The 19,115-nt window shown below is 39.3% G+C and carries 17 protein-coding genes; 7 read left to right on the plus strand and 10 right to left on the minus strand.

What is annotated here, in order from left to right; genetic code table 11:
* Positions 1-11: 11 nt before the first annotated feature.
* From CLV81_RS06325 to CLV81_RS06335, 3 genes are read right to left on the minus strand one after another with little or no spacing between them, the layout of a single operon-like run.
* Positions 12-428, minus strand: coding sequence for a DUF3052 family protein (locus CLV81_RS06325; RefSeq protein ID WP_106144187.1), 417 nt, complete (start codon positions 426-428; stop codon positions 12-14).
* Between the two features lie 52 nt (positions 429-480).
* Positions 481-1,173: a LytR/AlgR family response regulator transcription factor gene (locus CLV81_RS06330; protein ID WP_106144188.1), complete on the minus strand. Its 693-nt coding sequence runs from the start codon at positions 1,171-1,173 to the stop codon at positions 481-483.
* Positions 1,136-2,215: a sensor histidine kinase gene (locus CLV81_RS06335; RefSeq protein WP_106144189.1), complete on the minus strand. Its 1,080-nt coding sequence runs from the start codon at positions 2,213-2,215 to the stop codon at positions 1,136-1,138. The genes CLV81_RS06330 and CLV81_RS06335 overlap by 38 nt, the downstream gene beginning before the upstream one ends.
* Positions 2,216-2,410: 195 nt before the next feature.
* Between CLV81_RS06335 and CLV81_RS06340 the strand changes: the two genes are divergently transcribed.
* Genes CLV81_RS06340 through CLV81_RS06355 form a run of 4 tightly spaced genes read left to right on the plus strand, consistent with a single transcriptional unit; the run spans position 2,411 to position 6,269 of the window.
* A complete protein-coding gene (locus CLV81_RS06340) occupies positions 2,411-4,384 on the plus strand; it encodes an alpha/beta hydrolase-fold protein (protein ID WP_158259080.1) in 1,974 nt (657 codons plus the stop codon).
* Complete coding sequence (locus CLV81_RS06345) at positions 4,381-4,887, plus strand: nuclear transport factor 2 family protein (RefSeq protein ID WP_146129841.1); 507 nt, start codon at positions 4,381-4,383, stop codon at positions 4,885-4,887. Before CLV81_RS06340 ends, CLV81_RS06345 begins: the two co-directional genes overlap by 4 nt.
* Positions 4,880-5,827, plus strand: coding sequence for an NHL repeat-containing protein (locus CLV81_RS06350; RefSeq protein WP_146129842.1), 948 nt, complete (start codon positions 4,880-4,882; stop codon positions 5,825-5,827). Before CLV81_RS06345 ends, CLV81_RS06350 begins: the two co-directional genes overlap by 8 nt.
* A 28-nt stretch (positions 5,828-5,855) precedes the next feature.
* Positions 5,856-6,269: a hypothetical protein gene (locus CLV81_RS06355; protein WP_106144193.1), complete on the plus strand. Its 414-nt coding sequence runs from the start codon at positions 5,856-5,858 to the stop codon at positions 6,267-6,269.
* 34 nt (positions 6,270-6,303) lie between these two features.
* Here CLV81_RS06355 and CLV81_RS06360 read toward each other — a convergent pair whose 3' ends face one another.
* Positions 6,304-6,924, minus strand: coding sequence for a MarR family winged helix-turn-helix transcriptional regulator (locus tag CLV81_RS06360; RefSeq protein WP_106144194.1), 621 nt, complete (start codon positions 6,922-6,924; stop codon positions 6,304-6,306).
* Between the two features lie 86 nt (positions 6,925-7,010).
* On the opposite strand from CLV81_RS06360, the gene CLV81_RS06365 reads away from it, so the two are divergent.
* From CLV81_RS06365 to CLV81_RS06375, 3 genes are all read left to right on the plus strand, one after another.
* Positions 7,011-9,377: a TonB-dependent receptor gene (locus CLV81_RS06365; protein ID WP_106144195.1), complete on the plus strand. Its 2,367-nt coding sequence runs from the start codon at positions 7,011-7,013 to the stop codon at positions 9,375-9,377.
* Positions 9,378-9,507: 130 nt separating this feature from the next.
* Positions 9,508-9,840: a single-stranded DNA-binding protein gene (locus CLV81_RS06370; RefSeq protein WP_106144929.1), complete on the plus strand. Its 333-nt coding sequence runs from the start codon at positions 9,508-9,510 to the stop codon at positions 9,838-9,840.
* Positions 9,841-9,974: 134 nt separating this feature from the next.
* Positions 9,975-10,385, plus strand: coding sequence for a hypothetical protein (locus tag CLV81_RS06375; RefSeq protein WP_106144196.1), 411 nt, complete (start codon positions 9,975-9,977; stop codon positions 10,383-10,385).
* 249 nt (positions 10,386-10,634) lie between these two features.
* Here CLV81_RS06375 and CLV81_RS06380 read toward each other — a convergent pair whose 3' ends face one another.
* The 6 genes from CLV81_RS06380 to CLV81_RS06405 all read right to left on the minus strand — a co-directional run bounded on the left by CLV81_RS06380 (position 10,635) and on the right by CLV81_RS06405 (position 19,104).
* Positions 10,635-11,156: a ferritin gene (locus CLV81_RS06380; protein ID WP_106144197.1), complete on the minus strand. Its 522-nt coding sequence runs from the start codon at positions 11,154-11,156 to the stop codon at positions 10,635-10,637.
* Between the two features lie 70 nt (positions 11,157-11,226).
* Entirely contained in the window at positions 11,227-12,066 is an 840-nt protein-coding gene (locus CLV81_RS06385) for a phosphatase PAP2 family protein (protein WP_106144198.1), read from the minus strand.
* A 26-nt stretch (positions 12,067-12,092) separates the two neighbouring features.
* A complete protein-coding gene (locus CLV81_RS06390; RefSeq protein ID WP_106144930.1) occupies positions 12,093-12,995 on the minus strand; it encodes a histone deacetylase family protein in 903 nt (300 codons plus the stop codon).
* 7 nt (positions 12,996-13,002) lie between these two features.
* Positions 13,003-15,132, minus strand: coding sequence for a Tex family protein (locus CLV81_RS06395; protein ID WP_106144199.1), 2,130 nt, complete (start codon positions 15,130-15,132; stop codon positions 13,003-13,005).
* A gap of 29 nt (positions 15,133-15,161) precedes the next feature.
* Entirely contained in the window at positions 15,162-17,237 is a 2,076-nt protein-coding gene (gene metG, locus CLV81_RS06400) for a methionine--tRNA ligase (protein WP_106144200.1), read from the minus strand.
* 154 nt (positions 17,238-17,391) lie between these two features.
* The gene (locus tag CLV81_RS06405; RefSeq protein WP_106144201.1) at positions 17,392-19,104 is read right to left on the minus strand and encodes a DUF1501 domain-containing protein; all 1,713 of its coding nucleotides are present in this window, start codon (positions 19,102-19,104) and stop codon (positions 17,392-17,394) included.
* Positions 19,105-19,115 lie beyond the last annotated feature (11 nt).

Below are 19,115 nucleotides of genomic sequence, written 5' to 3' on the forward strand. Positions count from 1 at the left end.
GTTGAGAATTCCTACTTTCTATCTTTAAGCCTGTACATGAACTTATGGCCACTCCATTGGTCATCCACTGCGGCTACTTTCGTGTCTACAAGCCCACAATCCTGACCTGCCTTCATAACGGCAAACTTGTCAATCTCCGTTGGAATTTTTGAAGACTTTTTAGGCCAGCTTATCCAAAGAATACCGTTCTTTTTCAAATTGGGTTTTCCTATTTCAAGACTTGATTCCAATTCTTTGGGGGTTGTAGCAAAAATATGGATGAAATCAACTTCTACACTTTCTGAGGAATTAACCAAAACGACTTCATCTGGGAATTCATGGAAAAATTCAAAATAGGATTTAGGAGCATTAAAGACCTGAACCATAAATCCAGGTTTGATACCTAGTTTTTTAGCCAATGGGGTTCCAGAATAGCCGGCAGTACTCATTTGGTTAGGAGTTTTAAGGAAAATACAAAATATTTAGTCTTGGAGTAACCTCTTATTGAACGGAAGTTATTTTCTCCAAAAAGCGCTGTTTGTAAGTTCGCCCAATTGGTATTTTTTTTCCTTGTACCAAAATCACTTCATGGTTCCAAGATTCTATTTTTGCCATAGCCACTATAAAAGACCGATGAATTCTAACAAAACACTTGGGGTCTAACTTTTCCAGGGTGCTCTGAAGAGTTTGTTTGCTCGAGATGACTTTATCCTGCAGATATACATGAACGTAGTCCCCTTTACTTTCTATATAAAATATCTCGCTGGGGGATACAGGAACGTTTTTTCGTTGGGATTTAAAATAAATGGGCTTTACAACATTTCGAAAATCAACGTTTTCTGAGGACAATTTGTTGACTGCTTGCAAAAATCGGGGATACGATATCGGCTTCACCAGATAATCTACAATATTAAATTCATAACCCTGAAGGGCATATTGTGTGTAGGCTGTGGTTACAATTACCGAAGGTGGATTTATAAAACTTCTTAAAAAATCAAAACCCCGAATACTGGGAAGATGCAAATCCAAAAAAATAAGATCTACGGGATGGTCTTTTAGATTAACGTGGGCTTCCATAGCATTATAGCTGATTCCATCAAGCTCTAGATATGTAACCTGAGCTATGTAGTCCGCTAGAAGCTCTGCAGCTAGGGGTTCATCCTCTATGATATGACACTTGATTTTTTTCGCCAAGATCTAATGCTAGTTCAACTGAAAATGATTCGGAAGAAGGTACAACTTCCAATGAAAATACCTTATACTGTAATTCAAGCTGCCTTTTTAAATTATGTAAACCTATTCCCTTTTTGTTCATGGTTCTATTGAAATCCAGGGAGTTGACAACACTAAAAAAGAGATGGTCCCCACCCGTTAGACGTAGTATAAGCTTGATTTCCTTAGTACCAATGTTTTCTGAAGCCCCATGCTTAAAAGCATTTTCCACAAGCGGAAGTAAAAGTAGGGGTGCAATGGAAATCCCTTCGAGGTTTTTAGATATTTCAGTTTCTATTTTTAACTGGGGCCCAAATCTTAATTTTTCCAAATCAATGTAGTTGCGAATTAATTCAACCTCTTTTGAAAGCGGTATATAAGTTTCTGGAATTCCATAAAGCATAAACTTAAGCAGCTCAGAAAGTTTAAGAATGACCTCTGGCGTTTTTTCCGACTTTTTTCGGGATAAAGCATAAAGATTATTGAGTGTATTCAAAAGGAAATGTGGATTTGTCTGCTGTTTCAAGACTTTAAGCTCTACACTTAATTTCTGTTTTTCCAATTCTTTCTCCCTGTTTTTGGCAAGAGCCTGTTTTTGCAACAAAACCAATGCAGTTCCTATACCGGCTACCCATAACAAATCCATCATAGTTGATGACAGTCTAGGGAGTGTAAAAAGATTGCCATTTGATGCTAAATCACCCAATAGTTGGGATTGAACCACAAGAAATACGAACAATCTGTAAAGAGCGGCGGAGGCTCCTAGTCCCCCAAGAAAAAAGAAAATTTTTGTAATGGTTCCTCTATTGGTTGGCAACACCCAATAAGCCACCCAATAGGTAAAAAGCATTTTTGGAATCAAGGTACCCAACTGACTTATAAGAGCCATACGTACTACTGCATAAGCCCCCATGTAGTCGTATTTGGGATAGGTCCAAAGATATTCGTGATATACCTTTATGAAAATGTAAATAGCCCAAAAGGCAACATGCCAAAGGAAGAAAATATTGTTTTTATCTCTCATTTAAGATTTAAAGCTATTAAAAAAGCTTGCAGCACCCCTTAACTGAAGACAAACGACCGGATTAGGTAGACCAATGCAGCAGTGGAGAATAGTCCAAACTGTTTAACTCCCTAAATCACCAGTCTGTCATCTGTATATTATTTGTTTTCAATGTTTTACTTTAATTTATTGGATGCTAACCGGTATTATGGATTCATGAATAAGACGTTTCTAACTTTTTTGATGGTGTTTGGTCAAGTAATCAATATACTGGCTCAAGAACTGGATTATGATACTAAGGAGATGGAGATTGAGTCGGCCATATTGATGGAAAACCGAAAAATTCAATTCTATTATCCCAAGGAAAAGTCAGATGCGATGGTTGCTTTTTATGTGCTGGATGGCAATTGGAATCACGATTTAGTAAAAGGTACAATTGGACATTGGGTAAAATGGGATTTAATGCCCAAAGCAGTTGTAGTGAGTATAGATAATATGGGAAAAAGAACCCGAGATTTAACCCCAACTAAGGATGATGAGCGATTTCCAGGAAGTGGTGGAGCCAATTTATTTCTTCAATTTATTGCTGAAGAACTACAACCCAAGATTGAAGCAGAATTTGAAAATGTGCAGTACAAGGTTATCGTGGGCCATAGTTTTGGAGGATTATTCTCTTTGTTTACCCTAAAGAAGCAACCTGATTTGTTTGATGGCTACATTGCCATTAGCCCTTCCATATGGTGGAAGGATAAATATATGTATGGAGATTTTAACACTTCAGAAAGTGATAAAAACCTGTTTGTGCATATAACAGCCGGCACTGATGATCGTGGAAATACCCAAGCGAGTAAAGATTTTGTGGCTTGGTTGAAAAAGGAAGGAATTTCAAACAGCATGGAACTCCACTCTAATATTGTGGATGGGGAGGACCACTTCAGTAATGTGCCCATATCACTTCATTCAGCCCTAAAACTGCTATTCCCTAAACAAAAATGGAATTCGGAAGTAATCTCTGGCTACAATACTGGCGGCTTCACAGAAATGAAAAAAGGAGTTGATAAGCTAAAACAAGACTATGGGGTTCGATTTTTGTTTCCGCTGGATACCTTGCTTTCTAAAGCGCTAACCCTTCATCAAGAAGGTAAGTCCAATGAAGCAACTGTGTTGCTCGACTGGGTACAAACCCAACAAGAAAGCAACTATCAACCATCGTATTATTCAGGATATATCTTCAAAAGTTTAAAAGACAATCATCGGGCAATGGAAAGTTATCGGAACGCCCTACGTATAGGAGGCATGCCCGATAGGATGAAGACGGTTATAGAACGAGAGATAAATCAACTTCAATCATCAGTAAAAAAAGCAGCAAACTTCTCCACGCAACAGGTTGAGACCTCCATAGCTTTTGAACCGAATGAGACCATAGCCTACGTTTCTAGGCATGTTGGAAAATGGGGAAGCAGGGAAAATCCACCTTCAAAAATCTATAAGTATCGAAGTAAAAATGATGTGTGGAAACTAGAAGGTTTAACAAGTTTTAGTCTAGAGCACACTCAAGATAGTGACTCAGATATTTTTATTTCCTATGATGGTAGGGAAGCTTTTTTCGTTTCAACGCGAACGTATGATGGAAAGGAAGATGCCAATCCAGATATTTGGAAAAGCACATTCCAAGCGGGTATTTGGTCCAAGCCAGAACCGGTCAGGGAGGTTAATTCTTTGGGCTATGAAGCTAGTCCCGTAACAGACGCTATAGGAAACCTATATTTCAGTTCCATTCGAGATGGAGGGAAAGGTTTGGGGGATTTTTATGTGGCCAAACGAAATCCGGATGGAAGTTATAGTACACCTGAGCTTTTAAAAGGAGAGGTTAATGGCACTTCTGGCGAATGGAATCTGATGGTATCGCCAAAGGCGGACTGGATTTTGTTCGAATCTTCGGGTAGAGAGGGAGCACTATCAGGTTATGGAGATTTATACTTTTCTAAAAAGGAGGACAAAGGTTGGTCCAAACCCGAACATGTGAGAGAATTGAATACTACAGGCTCCGACCTGAACATTCGCTATTTACCGAACTCTAAGAGACTATTTTTTATCAGCAGTGAGCAGCTTGAAAATATAGATGCAGATGTCTACCAAGTTGATTTTGAAGTAATAGAACCGTACATAAACAAAATGAAGAAAAAATGAAACAACTGCTTATTACAGCATTTTTAGGGATGTTATGTTTGCTTACCTCGTGTTCGAATAAGAAGGTGTTTGATGAAGCGGAAGCACTAAAAGAGATTTATGCACTCCATAATGCACAACGAAAATATCATTTTGAAAAGGACTCAGTTTCCTTTGTTAATCAATTATCAGAGGATTACGTTGAAGTTAAGAATGGAATAGTATCCAGACCTAAACTAGAGGATAAGTTGAGTCGTTACCACAGCTATTTTTCCCAAGTAGAGTTTTTGAAATGGGACGACTTGCAAGAACCCATTATCCGATTTTCCGAAGATGGTTCCCTAGCATATACTGTTGTTGACAAAATTGTTAAAGTATCTTATAAAGACGAAAATGGAAACCAAGCTATAGGAGAAACACACTTTGCTTGGACAGCAATTTATCGCAAAACCTCAGATGGATGGAAGATTGAATGTGCCATATCAACTAACGAACCGATTTCTGATAATGAAGAAAATGAATAAGATTCTTGTTTTTTGGATTTGGTCCGTTATGTGCGTTGGTTATGGACAGACTCAAAAAGAGGATTACATCCTTAAGGAAAAAGATTTAATTCCCGAAGGAACTGCATACAATGCCGAAGCGGATGTAATCTATATTGGAAGTGTTTATAAACAAAAAGTGATAGGTATTGATTCTGTAGGTAGGGAATATAATGTGATAGAAAGCAAAGGCTTTGGGGTATTAAGTCCGATTGGGATGGAATATGTTGAAGATACCCAAACCTTATGGGTTTGTGGCGCGTTGGCTCCAATTGTGAATAAATCAGGAAGAAGTGAATGGGTTACAACCATTCTTTCATTTGATATGAAGTATGGGAGTCTTAAAAAGAAATATGAGGATTTGGGTTATCAAACCCCAACGTTTTTAAATGATTTAACTGTAACTCCAGAAGGAGTGGTGTATGCTACAGAAAGTGTGAATGGAGGAATTTTCAAAATTGATGTAACTACCGATACACTTGAAAAATGGGTAAATCTTGATGGATACACCTTTCCAAATGGAATAGTCTATGACGTACTGTCTAATAATTTATTCGTCGCAGTGGATCAAGGAATAATAAAAATTGACCCCACAACAAGGAAAGTACGATTACTAGAAGCCCAAGATGATATAAAGGCAGGAGGAATAGATGGCCTTTCCATATATGAAGATTATTTTATAGGGCACCAAAGTACCAAGGTCAGCAAGTTCTTTTTCAACTCACAAAAGACCAGACTAACTTCAGTTGAAATCCTGGATTCTGGGGACGAATTTGATTCCAGCACCACAGGCGAAATAGGAAACGGATACTATCATTACATAGTAAATTCACAGATTAGGAGTGGGGTAAATCAGAAGGAAAAACGCATCAAACCCTTAGATAGCCTTGAACCGGTGATTATTCGAAAGCTAAAACTCTAATGCCAACTTCCATGTAAAAACGAAAAGAATGAAAACACAAAGTATTTTGATTTGCTTATTTATAGGTTTCATGTTTTGGGGAAATGCGCAGGACAATTCCAAGATATCTACTATGGATTTTGTTCAAATCTTGAATGAAAACCGGGAAGAAACGCTCTACTATTTTCAAAACAATTGGAAAATTCTAAGAGAAATGGCAGTAAAAAGGGGCTATATCCATTCTTTTGATGTTCTTGAAACTCCTTTTAGCGAGGATGCCCCATTTGAGTTGATTTTGATAACGACCTACGAAAACAAAGAGCAATATAATGCGCGTGAAGAACATTTTCGCGAACTGATTGATGAGAAGGGTAAGTTGGATTTAATGAATGATAAAAAACCAGGAGAGTTCCGAAAAACTTTGTTTAACAAAGAAAATGTAACTCATTGGGATTCGTTGTGAAAATGTTGGACTTGTTACCGGTCTGTACCCAATTCTAAGAGGACAAGTAGTCCTTTTGACTTTCGTTGAGATAGATCGGGTAATGAAAATTGTCCAGCTTCCTTAACAGGTGCAATAGTCTTTTTTTCTCTTTCTCATTAAGACTTTGTGAAACTAGGTTTGCGGCCAATGGTGCCTTTTGGTAACCTCCCTCAACAGCCTCTTTTCCTTTTTCAGTTAGTCTTAAAAGCTTGCCCCTTTTATCATCTGGATTTGGAAATTCTTCAATGATTCCCTTTTTCAGAAGTCTTTTTATTACCCCCATTCCTGATGATTTGTCGTAAGCCATCATCCGGATTAGGTCAGTTTTGCCCACGGCTCCAGCTCCATCAAGTATGGCAGTAAACGCAAACTCCATGTCGGTGGAGAATGGCAACCCTTCCAAAGCCATTTTAATATAGGTGTTTGAATATCGGCTCAATCTTCCAATATGAGCGGCCAATTCTACTTCCATACTATGTCCCGTGATATGGAATTCTTCATCGGCTTCATCCGAAACATTATGCACTTCCATCCACTCCAAAAAGTTGTTGAGAGTACATGCCTTTTCGGGATTTTCTTCCCAAAAGGTACCTACCAACGAAACCAATACTTTGGTTAAGTTATACTTATCCATAAACAACTATTTAACACTAAATTAATTATAAATACTATTTTTTAATTGTTTTTTGTTTAATATTTGCAGAAATAATTTAAACAATTATGAAAAATTTCCAACCATTCGCATTTGTTTTACTCTTGCTTTTGCTATTCCAGTTTCATACTACACAGGCTCAAGTTACTGCAGATTTGTTTGGTAGCGTAACTGACAAAGTGGGACAACCCATTTTTGGAGCATCTGTTTACCTCGAAGGAACCGAAAAAGGAGCCCAAACCGATTTTGATGGCAAATATAAAATTACGGGAATTAGTCCGGGAACGTACAATCTAGTGGTCAGTTATATTGGATACGAAACCCAGACCCAATATAATGTGATAATCCGCTCTAAAGGAACTCCCAATTACAATTTTGTACTTCAAGAATCCGCTCAGCAGTTAGATGAAGTTGTTGTCTCTAACGCAAACAAGATAAGTAGGCCTCGGGAAACACCTTTGTCTACCCAATCTCTTTCGGCTGTAGAAATAGCCACGTATCCTGGTAGCAATAATGATGTGGTTCAGGTAGCCCAGACACTTCCGGGCGTCTCTCCATCAATTGGAGGTTTTCGGAATGATTTGATTATCCGCGGGGGTGCACCTAACGAGACAGTTTATTATTTGGATGGAATGGAAATCCCAAATGTCAATCATTTTGCCACTCAGGGAAGCGCAGGAGGACCCGTGGGACTAATTAATGTGTCCTTTATTGATAATGTAACCTTATCCACTTCAGCTTTTGGCTCCCAGTATGATAATCCTCTATCCGGCGTACTTCAGTTCAGTCAGCGCAATGGAAACAATAGAAATTTCAATGGTAATTTCAGAGTAAGTGCTAGTGAAGCTGCTTTGACCCTGGAAGGGCCTCTGTTTAAAAAAAATGCGGAAGAGTCTAAAACCACTTTCTTGGCTTCGGTAAGGCGAAGTTATCTGCAGTTTTTATTTGAGGCTATCGGTTTGCCTTTCCGTCCTAACTATTGGGATTACCAATATAAAATCAACCATAAGATAGATTCGTACAATGACATAAGCTTAATTGGGGTGGGCTCAATTGATGATTTTTCAGTTGAGGCCCCTGAGGACTTTGATGCTGAACAACAAGCGCAGTTGGAGCAGGCCCCATTTATTGAACAACGGACCAACGCTATTGGTGTTACCTGGAAGAATAGATTCAAGGATGGTAGCGGATTTATGGAGACCACTTTGAGCAATAATACCCTGGTCAATGATTTCACTCGATTTGAAGACCCGGAAAATGAGACGGGAATCATATTCAGAAACGACGCAACCGAATCCGAGACAAAACTTCGATATGCAATAACGAAGTTTATGGGAGACTGGAAATTGACCTCTGGATTCAATTTTCAATACTCGGATTATGAAAATGAAACCGTAAACCTTACCGATGGCATAGCCTTCAATACTGCTATCGATTTTTATAAATATGGTCTTTTTGCCAATGTGACGAGGTCCTTCTTTAATGATAAACTGGATGTTTCATTCGGCTTTAGATTGGATGATGATACTTTTACAGAAGAGGACAACCTACTTTCTACTTTTTCCCCAAGGTTGTCCCTTTCTTATGAATTCTCAGAAAACTGGAGAGTTAATGGGTCAGTTGGCAGGTATTTCAAAATACCTCCGTACACCATCCTTGGCTTTAGGGATAATGACCAAAATCTTGTCAATCAAAATGCCGAGTATACGTTGAGTGACCATTTTGTTCTGGGATTGCAACATTATTTTGGTCCTTCGTCCAGTATTTCTTTGGAAGGTTTCTATAAACGGTACGATGATTACCCAGTTTCCGTTTTGGACCAAGTTTCTTTGGCAAACAAGGGGGCCGACTTTGAAGTATTGGGTAGCGAGGATGTGGAAACGGTGGGAAGAGGTAGAAGCTATGGTGCTGAGCTTCAATTTCAGCAAAAATTATCGAATAACTTCTACGGAATTTTTGCCTACACTTGGTTCTATAGCGAATTTACCGGATTTGACAGAGACGTTTTTTTGCCTTCAGTTTGGGATAGTCGCCATCTGATTTCTTTCACAGGAGGTTACAAATTCAAGCGAAATTGGGAGCTAAGTGCGCGATACCGTTTTGCAGGAGAAACTCCTTTTGTTCCCACCGATTTGGAAGCCACCTTGGCCAACTACCCGGAAGTGATTTTGGATTACAACCGTTTGGGAGAGGAAAACTTGAATGTTTTTAGCCAGCTCGACCTAAGAATCGATAAAAAATGGAATTTTGAAAAATTGTCTCTTGATGTTTTTGTAGAGGCACAAAATGTGTTGGGTCAAAACATTCCACAACCTCCCGAATTTGGTCTAAATAGGGGGCTTGATGGTTCCATAGTGGAACCGCGAAGTCTGGTCGAGATTGAAAGTGACACAGGACAAATCATTCCAAGTATCGGTATTGTTTTGGATTTTTAAACGATTACATCCATTTACAAACGAAAGCAATTGATTACTGTACGATTTTAGCGTTTTCCACTTCATAGGTTTGCCCTGTCGAATGATGAAGTTCGATAGTATTAACTGTTTAACGCTAAAATTAAAAATCATGAATGCACTAAAAAACAAAGTACAGTTGATTGGAAATCTAGGAAATGATCCTGAAATTATTATCCTTGAAAATGGAAACAAACTGGCCAAATTTTCCATGGCCACAAATGAAAGCTACAAAAACTCAAAAGGGGAGCGGGTAACCGAAACCCAATGGCATAACGTAGTGGCATGGGGGAAAACCGCTGAAATAGTGGAAAACTATCTAACAAAAGGAAAGGAAGTAGCGGTTGAGGGTAAATTGACATCAAGGAGTTACGAAACCAAGGAAGGAGAAAAACGATACATCACAGAGATTCAATGTAAGGAATTGTTGATGTTGGATAAATGATGTAACGTAAATCATCGATAAAAGGGAGCAAATGCTCCCTTTTTCTTTTAAAATCAATGATTTAACGATAATTTATAATACAAAAAGGAAACCATTGGCCCAAATTATCGTCTATTTATAAAAGAAACGTAAAAATGAAACGGAGTTATTTGCTCTTACTAGTTCTTCTTCTTGGTTTTGCGAAGCAAAGCCAGGCTCAAAGGACTACGACCAACTCCAAATTACTGCGTTTCTATGAGAATTTAGCGGAACGCGATGCCGCCTATGAACAAGGCCTCCAATTGGACCATCAAGATGAGCTGGACTATTGGAACGATCAGGAAAACTTTGAACGTGAATTGGGAAAATCTAATTTTTCCTTCTATCTCGTATACATGAAGAGCAAAAAAGAAGCACACCGCAAGTATTTGAAGGAATGTGAGGGCTCTTGTGCCCATAGCGATGTATACTGGATTAAAATGAGAAACTATCTTTCAACACCGGACGCTTCAGACCTTTTTAAGGCAACCACAGACGTAGCTCAATCTACTTCCATTAAAAAATAAAAAAACCGCCTTTTGGCGGTTTTCTATGCAACTTTTTTCAGCAAATCATAGCAGGGACAACGCTTACATCGTTTGCTTTCTGACTTTTTATATTTTTTACAGCACCTGGTCTTACAGTTAGCAGGAGGTAGCTCTTTTAATATAGCTTTCTTTCCTTTTTTGCCGGCCTTTTTGTTTTTCCCCATCTGAATAAATCAGTGGGTCAAATATAGCTATTTTAAATTAATCTAAATAAATAGTTATTAACATTTATTCACCGGCCGTGTCGGAAGCAGCGCTCTCTACGGTTAGTTGCTGTATATCTCTGTCAAACAGGTAAAGTCCTCCTTTGTCATCACCGATAAGGTTGATTTTATCCAAAACCGTCCTAGCCAAAGCTTCTTCTTCCAACTGCTCGGCTACGTACCATTGTAGAAAATTATGAGTAGCATAATCTTTTTCATCCAAGGTGATGTGAACCAATTCGTTGATGCTTTGCGATACAAATACTTCGTGTTCGAATAATTTTTGCAACATCTTTTGGAGGGTGCCAAATTCAGTTTCTGGAGCTTTTAAGTCGGAAACCACGGCATGACCGCCTCTTTCATTTACGTATTTCACCAATTTGAGCATATGCATACGCTCTTCATCAGCGTGTCCGTACATGAAACCAGCTACACCTTCCAGTCCCTTTACTTCGGCCCAAGAGGCCATGGACAAATACACTTGTGATGACTCTGCTTCTATACGGATTTGCTTATTTAAAGCCTCTTCTAGTCTCTTTGATAGCATGTTCTTAATGTTTTATAACGTAAAATTACAAAACGCACTTGGTACTTAACGCTAGATTGATTCTTAATAGTCAGAATTGCACAGCCAATCCCATCGTTCCAGGACCAAAACTAAGATTCCAGCTTACTTTTTTTTGTTGGTCATTATATTTTTGGTCGTACTTGGAATCTAGATACTTATCGATTGATTCCACTATAAAAATGCTCAGCACGGTGCCAAAAGCCACATCCGATATCCAATGAAATCCATCATTAACTCTAGCTAAACCAGGGATTAAGCCTACAGTGTATATTCCTGCTTTTACCCATGGGCTTTTAAATTGTTTGGCAATGGCATAGGCGTTGCTGAAAGCTAGTATCGCATGTCCGGAAGGAAAGGAATCGTAATTGAAAACTCTATTTATGTTAAAAGGATCATACGTACTTGAGGAATCTCCACTTTTTGGACGCGCCCTTCCAATAATTCGCTTGCTTACCTGCTGCAAAAAGCCTCCAGCGGTAGCCGAAGCTATTAAAAGCACGCCTGTTCTCCTAAGTTTTTCATTTTTGGTAAATAGGCCGGCAAGATAAACACCACCAGTGAACATATAATTGTTCTCTGGATTACCATACTCAATTCCATAATTGACCAGAAAATCGGGAACATCATCTCTGAAACCATCTGCCCAATTGTCCAATTCATCATCAACAGTGAATAAAGCCAGAGTTCCAGCCGTCACATACCCAAAATTGGCCCATTGTTTTCCCTTCCAATGAAAAGGACGGCTGTAGGAATGACCGATACCACCAAATACGTTACCCATATCATAGGTGAAATTATTCCAAAGACTCTCTTTTTTATCAATTTTTAACTCCTGTCCGTTTAATTGAATTAAAGTTAACATGAGCAGTAATAGGGGCAATGATTTCATAAGGTTGAATAAAATGAACAGTAAATCTAAGTATAAATGTGTTGAGCTAAACGAAATGTATTAGCATGGGCTTCTATGATTATTTTTATTTCAGGAGAATATCCTCCACCCATACTACATTGGATGGGAATCCCCTTGTCAAAACAGGTCTGCAATACAAAACGATCACGTTCTTTACAACCTTCCAATGTCATTCCCAAAGTGCCCAACTTATCAGTTGATAGTATATCCACACCACACAAATAGAAAACAAAATCAGGTTTTAGCTTTTCTAGAAGTTCAGGTAAGACGTTTTTTAGTTTGATTAAGTATTCATCATCCCTAGTTGCCTTTTCCAAAGCAATATCCAAGTCAGATATTTCCTTTTTGAAGGGATAGTTGCCTCTTCCATGCATGGAGAAGGTGAAAACAGCATCGTCATCTTGAAAAATTTCTGCTGTTCCATTGCCTTGGTGTACATCTAAATCTACAATAAGAACCTTGTTAGCTAGGTTTTTTTTGATAAGATATCTAGCTCCAATTGCTTGGTCATTAAGCATGCAAAAAGCTTCTCCTCGATTAGAATAAGCGTGATGGGTTCCTCCAGCTATGTTCATGGCTACTCCGTGCTCCAGAGCGAACAGACAGCCCTTAATTGTTCCATCCGCGATGATACGTTCCCGTTCCACAAGTTCAGCACTTAATGGAAATCCAATCTTCCGTACTTCGCTGGGTTTTAAATTGAGTTGGGAAAGGTTTTGAAAATAGGTTTTATCATGGACAGCAAGAATTGCCGAATCATCGGGTAAAACAGGACTGAAGAAATTATCCTTTGTGCAGGTACCTTCATGTAACAGTTGCCTGGGAAGCAAGTCATATTTTTCCATAGGAAAGCGATGACCTTCAGGTAAGGGATGTTTATAAATGGGGTGATAGGCAATTTTTAGCATTTTGGTGTCAGTCTTTTTTATGCAAAGCCAATTGAATACGTTTTCGAGGTACATCTACATCCAAAACCTTAACTATAATTTGCTCATGAAGACTTACATGTTCATTTACGTCTTTAACATAGGAATCCGCTAGATTGGAAACATGGATAAGCCCGCTTTCCTTTATCCCAATATCCACAAAACAGCCAAAATTGGTGATGTTATTGACAATGCCTGGCAGCAACTGACCTACTTGTAAATCTGTAATCTGTCGTATGTTTTGATTGAAAGCGAAAACTTTGGCCTTTTCCCTTCGATCTAAACCGGGCTTTTCCAATTCTTCAAGAATATCTTGTAAAGTGGGGATACCAGTATTTTCATCGCAGTAGCGGGCAATGTCTATGCTTTGGAGGATAGATTTGTTTCCGATTATTTTGGATAGCGGGATTCCTTTATCTTTTGCCATCTTTTCCACTATACTATAGCTTTCAGGATGCACAGCTGAATCGTCCAAAGGATTTTCACCTTCTTTTATCCGTAGGAAACCTGCACCTTGCTCAAAAGCCTTCCCTCCAAGCCGAGGAACCTTTTTAATCTCTGTTCTACTTTTAAAAGCTCCATACTCGTTCCGATGGGCAACGATGTTCTCTGCTAGTTTTGGCCCAATGCCCGATACGTAACTGAGTAAAGGAACACTGGCCGTATTGATATTGACACCCACAGAGTTAACACAGCTTTCCACAACGGTTTCCAAGGAAGTTTTCAATCTGGATTGATCCACGTCATGTTGGTATTGTCCAACACCAATGGATTTAGCGTCTATTTTGACCAGTTCTGCAAGCGGGTCTGCCAGTCTTCTTCCAATGGAAACGGCTCCTCTAACCGTCACATCGTAGTTGGGAAATTCATCTCTGGCAATTTTTGATGCTGAATATATGGAAGCACCTGCTTCACTGACCACAAATACTTCAATGGGATTCTTAAAACGGATTCGTTTCACCAAGTGTTCGGTTTCGCGGGATGCGGTTCCATTACCAATGGCAATTGCTTCTATTTTATGGGCATCGACCAAAGAACTTATCTTTTTAATTGCCCCTGCAGAATCATTTTGTGGAGCATGTGGATATATGGTCTCGTTGTGTTTTAAATCACCCTGGGCATCCAAGCAAACTACTTTACAGCCTGTTCTAAAACCAGGGTCTATGGCCAAAATTCTTTTTGCACCAAGGGGTGCGCCAAGTAATAATTGTTTTAAGTTCTTGGAAAAAACCTGTATAGCTTCGGCATCTGCTTTTTCTTTTGCATTTTTTAGAAGTTCATTGGATAAAGAAGGAAATAAAAGCCGTTTGTATGCATCCGCTATGGCCATTTCAATTTGTGAAGCACAGGCATTATTTGATTTGAGTATTCTCCTTTCAATCTTATCCAATGCCCTGTCATCATCGATTTCGATTTTGACGCGAATGAATCCCTCTTTTTCCGCTCTTGAGATGGCCAAAAATCGATGTGAGGGGCACCGATTCAATAGTTCACTCCAATCGAAATAATCACGAAACTTCTGCGCTTTCTCATTGTCCTTTTTGGTTTTGATGACTTTGCAATTCAAAAGGGCATGTCGCTCCAATTGGTTTCGTAGCTGATTTCGTATATCGGTACGCTCATTAATCCATTCTGAGATGATATGTCTAGCGCCTTCAAGAGCTTCATCTTCATTTTGAACTTGGTTCGTAAGGTATTTGGAAGCGATGAACTCTATCTCATCACTTCGTTGTGTCATGATGATTTTAGCCAAAGGTTCCAAGCCATTTTTACGGGCAACCTCGGCTTTTGTTTTTTTACTTTTTTTGAATGGTATATAAAGGTCCTCTAGGCTATTGAGGTTCTCACAATCTTGCAATTTGGATTGGAGTTCTGGAGTTAATAGGCCTTGTTCTTTAATGGCTTTTATAATTGCCAACTTTCTTTTTTCCAAAGCTTCAAATTCAGCTTTGAATTTTACAATTTCCCCAATTTGAACCTCATCTAAATTGCCTGTACGTTCTTTACGATATCTGGAAATGAATGGAATGGTACAATCTTCATAGAGTAATGCAATTGTATTTTCCACACTTTTTTCAGAAAACTGTGTGCGTTTTAGGATAAAGCGGATGAGTTGCATGAACCAATATTGATTTGATTAACAAGGAACTAATTTATGCCCTCACCATTCTCAACACCATCTTCGTCTGGGTTGAGGAAGACCAATTTGCCAGCTTTGTTCTCAGTCATCAAAATCATGCCTTCGCTTTCCACACCGCGCAGTTTTCTTGGAGCTAAGTTGACCAAAACCGTAACTTTTTTCCCAACAATTTCTTCGGGTTTGAAGCTTTCTGCAATCCCGGAAACTATGGTTCGTGTATCCAGTCCTGTATCCACTTTTAATACTAAAAGTTTGTTCGCTTTGGGCATTTTTTCAGCTTCAACGATTGTTCCCACTCTCATGTCCATTTTGCTGAAATCATCAAAAGTGATAGTGTCTTTTTGAGGTATAATCTCTTTTTCCATCTGCGTATTGGCTTGTTTAGTGGCTTCAAGTTTGGCCAACTGAGCTTCTATTTCCTTATCCTCTATTTTACGGAACAGGAGCTCACTTTTATTAATTTGGAGTCCTGAAGGTAAGAGGGTTTCTTTGGTGCCAACCTCATCCCATGAGGTCTCTACTGAGCTTGAACTAACATTAAGAATGTTTTTAAGTCTTCCTGACGTGAAGGGCAAAAAAGGTTCGCTCAATACTGCAAGCCCAGTAGCGATTTGAAGCGCTACATACATTATGGTCTTGGTGCGATCTTCATCTGTTTTAATAAGTTTCCAAGGTTCTTCATCTGCCAAATACTTGTTGCCCAAACGAGCTAGGTTCATCAACTCTTGACTTGCTTCCCTAAATCTGTATCTATTCAAAGAATCTTCCAAGATTTTTGGGTACTCCGATAACGAAATCAGAGCTTGTTTATCTTGTTCGTTTAGCTCGTTAGGTTTTGGGACTATACCGTCATAGTATTTATGTGTTAATACCACTACACGATTAATGAAATTCCCAAAAATGGCAACCAATTCATTGTTGTTTCGCGCTTGAAAGTCCTTCCAGGTGAAATCATTGTCCTTGGTTTCCGGAGCATTTGCCGTGAGGGTATATCGTAAAACATCTTCCATATCCGGGAACTCTTCTAGATACTCATGCAACCAGACCGCCCAATTTTTTGAAGTAGATAGTTTGTTCCCCTCCAAGTTCAAAAATTCATTGGCCGGGACATTTTCCGGTAGCACAAACTCACCATGTGCTTTTAGCATGCTTGGAAATATAATGCAGTGGAAAACAATATTGTCCTTACCAATAAAATGAAGCAATTTGGTGTTCTTATTCTTCCAATAAGGTTCCCAATCTTTTCCTTCGCGTTCGGCCCACTCCTTTGTGGAAGAAATGTATCCTATTGGAGCATCAAACCAAACGTAGAGGACTTTCCCCTCAGCATCTTTTACAGGCACCGGAATTCCCCAGTCCAAATCCCGTGTTACGGCACGTGGTTTCAAACCATCATCAATCCATGATTTGCATTGTCCATATACGTTGGGTTTCCAATCATTTTTATGCCCCTCTATTATCCATTCCTTCAGGAAACCTTCATATCTATCCAAGGGAAGAAACCAATGTTTTGTTTTCTTAAGCGAGGGTTCGGTTCCAGTAATGGCAGATTTCGGATTAATAAGATCAGTGGCATTCAAGGATGAACCACAGTTTTCACATTGATCACCATAGGCTTCATGGTGTCCACATACAGGGCATGTACCCACAACAAAGCGATCTGCTAGGAATTGCTGTGCTTCTTCATCATACAGCTGTTCAGTGGTTTCCTCTATAAAATCTCCCTGATCATATAGTTTCTTGAAGAAGTCTGATGCGGTTTTATGATGTATTTCTGCTGAAGTTCTGGAATAGTTATCAAAAGTAATCCCAAAATCAACAAAGGATTGTTTTATAATTCCATGGTATTTGTCAATAATCTCTTTTGGAGATACGCCCTCTTTTTTAGCCTTCATAGGAATAGCCACACCGTGTTCGTCACTGCCACAGATAAAAGCAACATCATGCCCTTTTAAACGGAGAAAACGGGCATAGATATCCGCGGGAACATAAACTCCTGCCAAATGACCAATATGTATTGGGCCATTGGTGTATGGAAGAGCTGCAGTAAGGGTATACCTAGTAGGCGTATTGTCTTGAGACATATTGAAGCTTAATTAAGCCTCAAAAATACAGTTTTTGGTAGAAGCTGGGGAACTTATGCTCCTTAAATAAGAAACCTCCGAAAGGGCATTCCTAATATGGGGTGGGAATAGCACAATCGGAGGATTCCAGAGTGTTTGCTTATTGGAGTAAGCTTTACATAATCATTACGGATTTACTCATTCTTTCACCACCTACGGAAATTCGATAAATGTATTTTCCAGTGGAAAGACTATCTCTCATTCGCTCTCGAATGTTTATTTCTGCCGAACCTTCCAGCATCATTTCATTAAACACCGTACCTACTTTCTGACCCAAAATATTGAATAATTCAATATCCACATGAGCTGCAAAAGGCATTTCCAAGTAAATATGGGGTGCTCTTGAATTTGGGTAGTACGGTCTATGTACAATTGCAGTTTCGATGTCTGGGTTAGGGTTCATACCATCTTCACTTGGAGGAGTATCTGGCAACGTTGGTGGGTCATTATCCATTGCGATATCTGGGAAATCCACACCGCTACAATTGAATCCAAGGTTAACCGGGGCGTAAGGATGATCTAAAAGATGCTGCTCCACCAAAGGAATTGGCACACAGAGCCATTCGGCCAATACTGTGGCATATAAATCCCTAAAGTCCATGGTATAATCCAAGTTTCCACGACTATTTGGACTATCCAATGATGGGTGGTCACCAACAAAAGCACTTCCGTTAAGACCAGAACCAAAGAAAAGAGTAGGAGCTGCCTTACCATGGTCAGTACCCAATGAACCGTTCTCAAAAATTCGTCTACCGAATTCGGAGAAGGTCATACTCAATACCTGTTCGTCCTGTTGCGTGAAACCTAAGTCTTCATAGAAGTTGTTCACGGCAATAGACAAATTGGACATAAGACGCTCGTGGGCCAAAGGTTGGTTACCATGAGTATCAAAACCTCCCATGGAAATCATGTACACTTTTGTACCTAGATTACCTTTAATCAATCGAGCCAATAAAGCCAATTGTCTTGCAAAACCATTGTCTTGGTATTCTACTTGGTTTTGACCTCTTTCATACGCTTCGTTGATTTTTCCTGCATATTCATAAGTGGTATTGGCCACACCTCTTAAGAAACGCAACTGATCGCCATACATACAATCGCCAAAAGGAGCGTTTGCGATGTCATAAAAGAAACCGGTCTCAGCAATTTCCTCCAGCTGATCAATGTTGTTCGTTACGAAAGCATAATTCGTTTCTTCACCTTGGAAAACCAAGTTGGCAATACTTCCAATTTGAATAGCTGCCGGGGCTTCTGGTGGATTGATAAGATAGTCAGGATAACATTGTTCAAAATGTCTACCCATCCACCCAGTGTTCAAACCAGAAAAACCTGTTGTGGTCAAATCGGTGTTTGCATAAATGTCCGAGCCCGTAAAGTGGGATAAACTTTGGTTTTGGTATCCAACACCATGAACGGCTTTGAACTTTCCTTCTCCCCAAAGGGATTCCAAGGAATTCATATAGGTGGGTATACCAAAATCATCAGTAAGCTTTAATACTTTACTTTCTGGAATGTAGATGTTGGGACGGGCATTAGCATAAGTGTCATATTGCTGTACGGGGATTACAGTGCTTAAACCGTCGTTTCCTCCGGATAAGCGAATCAATACGAGAATATTATCTGTTTCAGCATCGGCAATCGCTGATGTCAAGCGAGATGGCGCTGATGCAGTCAATAAATTACTTCCAAGAAACATGGAACCAGAACCCGCTATCCCCAGGGCTTGGAGAAAGGATCTTCTGCTCCAGTTTTTGTGCTCCAAATCATGACCTTCATGTTCTAGGCCTTTATGAGGAGATGTATCGTGAGTGTGGTGAGTATCGCACATAATTGTAGGGG

The organism is Flagellimonas meridianipacifica, from assembly GCF_003001695.1.
In the GTDB taxonomy this organism is placed as follows: Bacteria; Bacteroidota; Bacteroidia; order Flavobacteriales; family Flavobacteriaceae; genus Flagellimonas; species Flagellimonas meridianipacifica.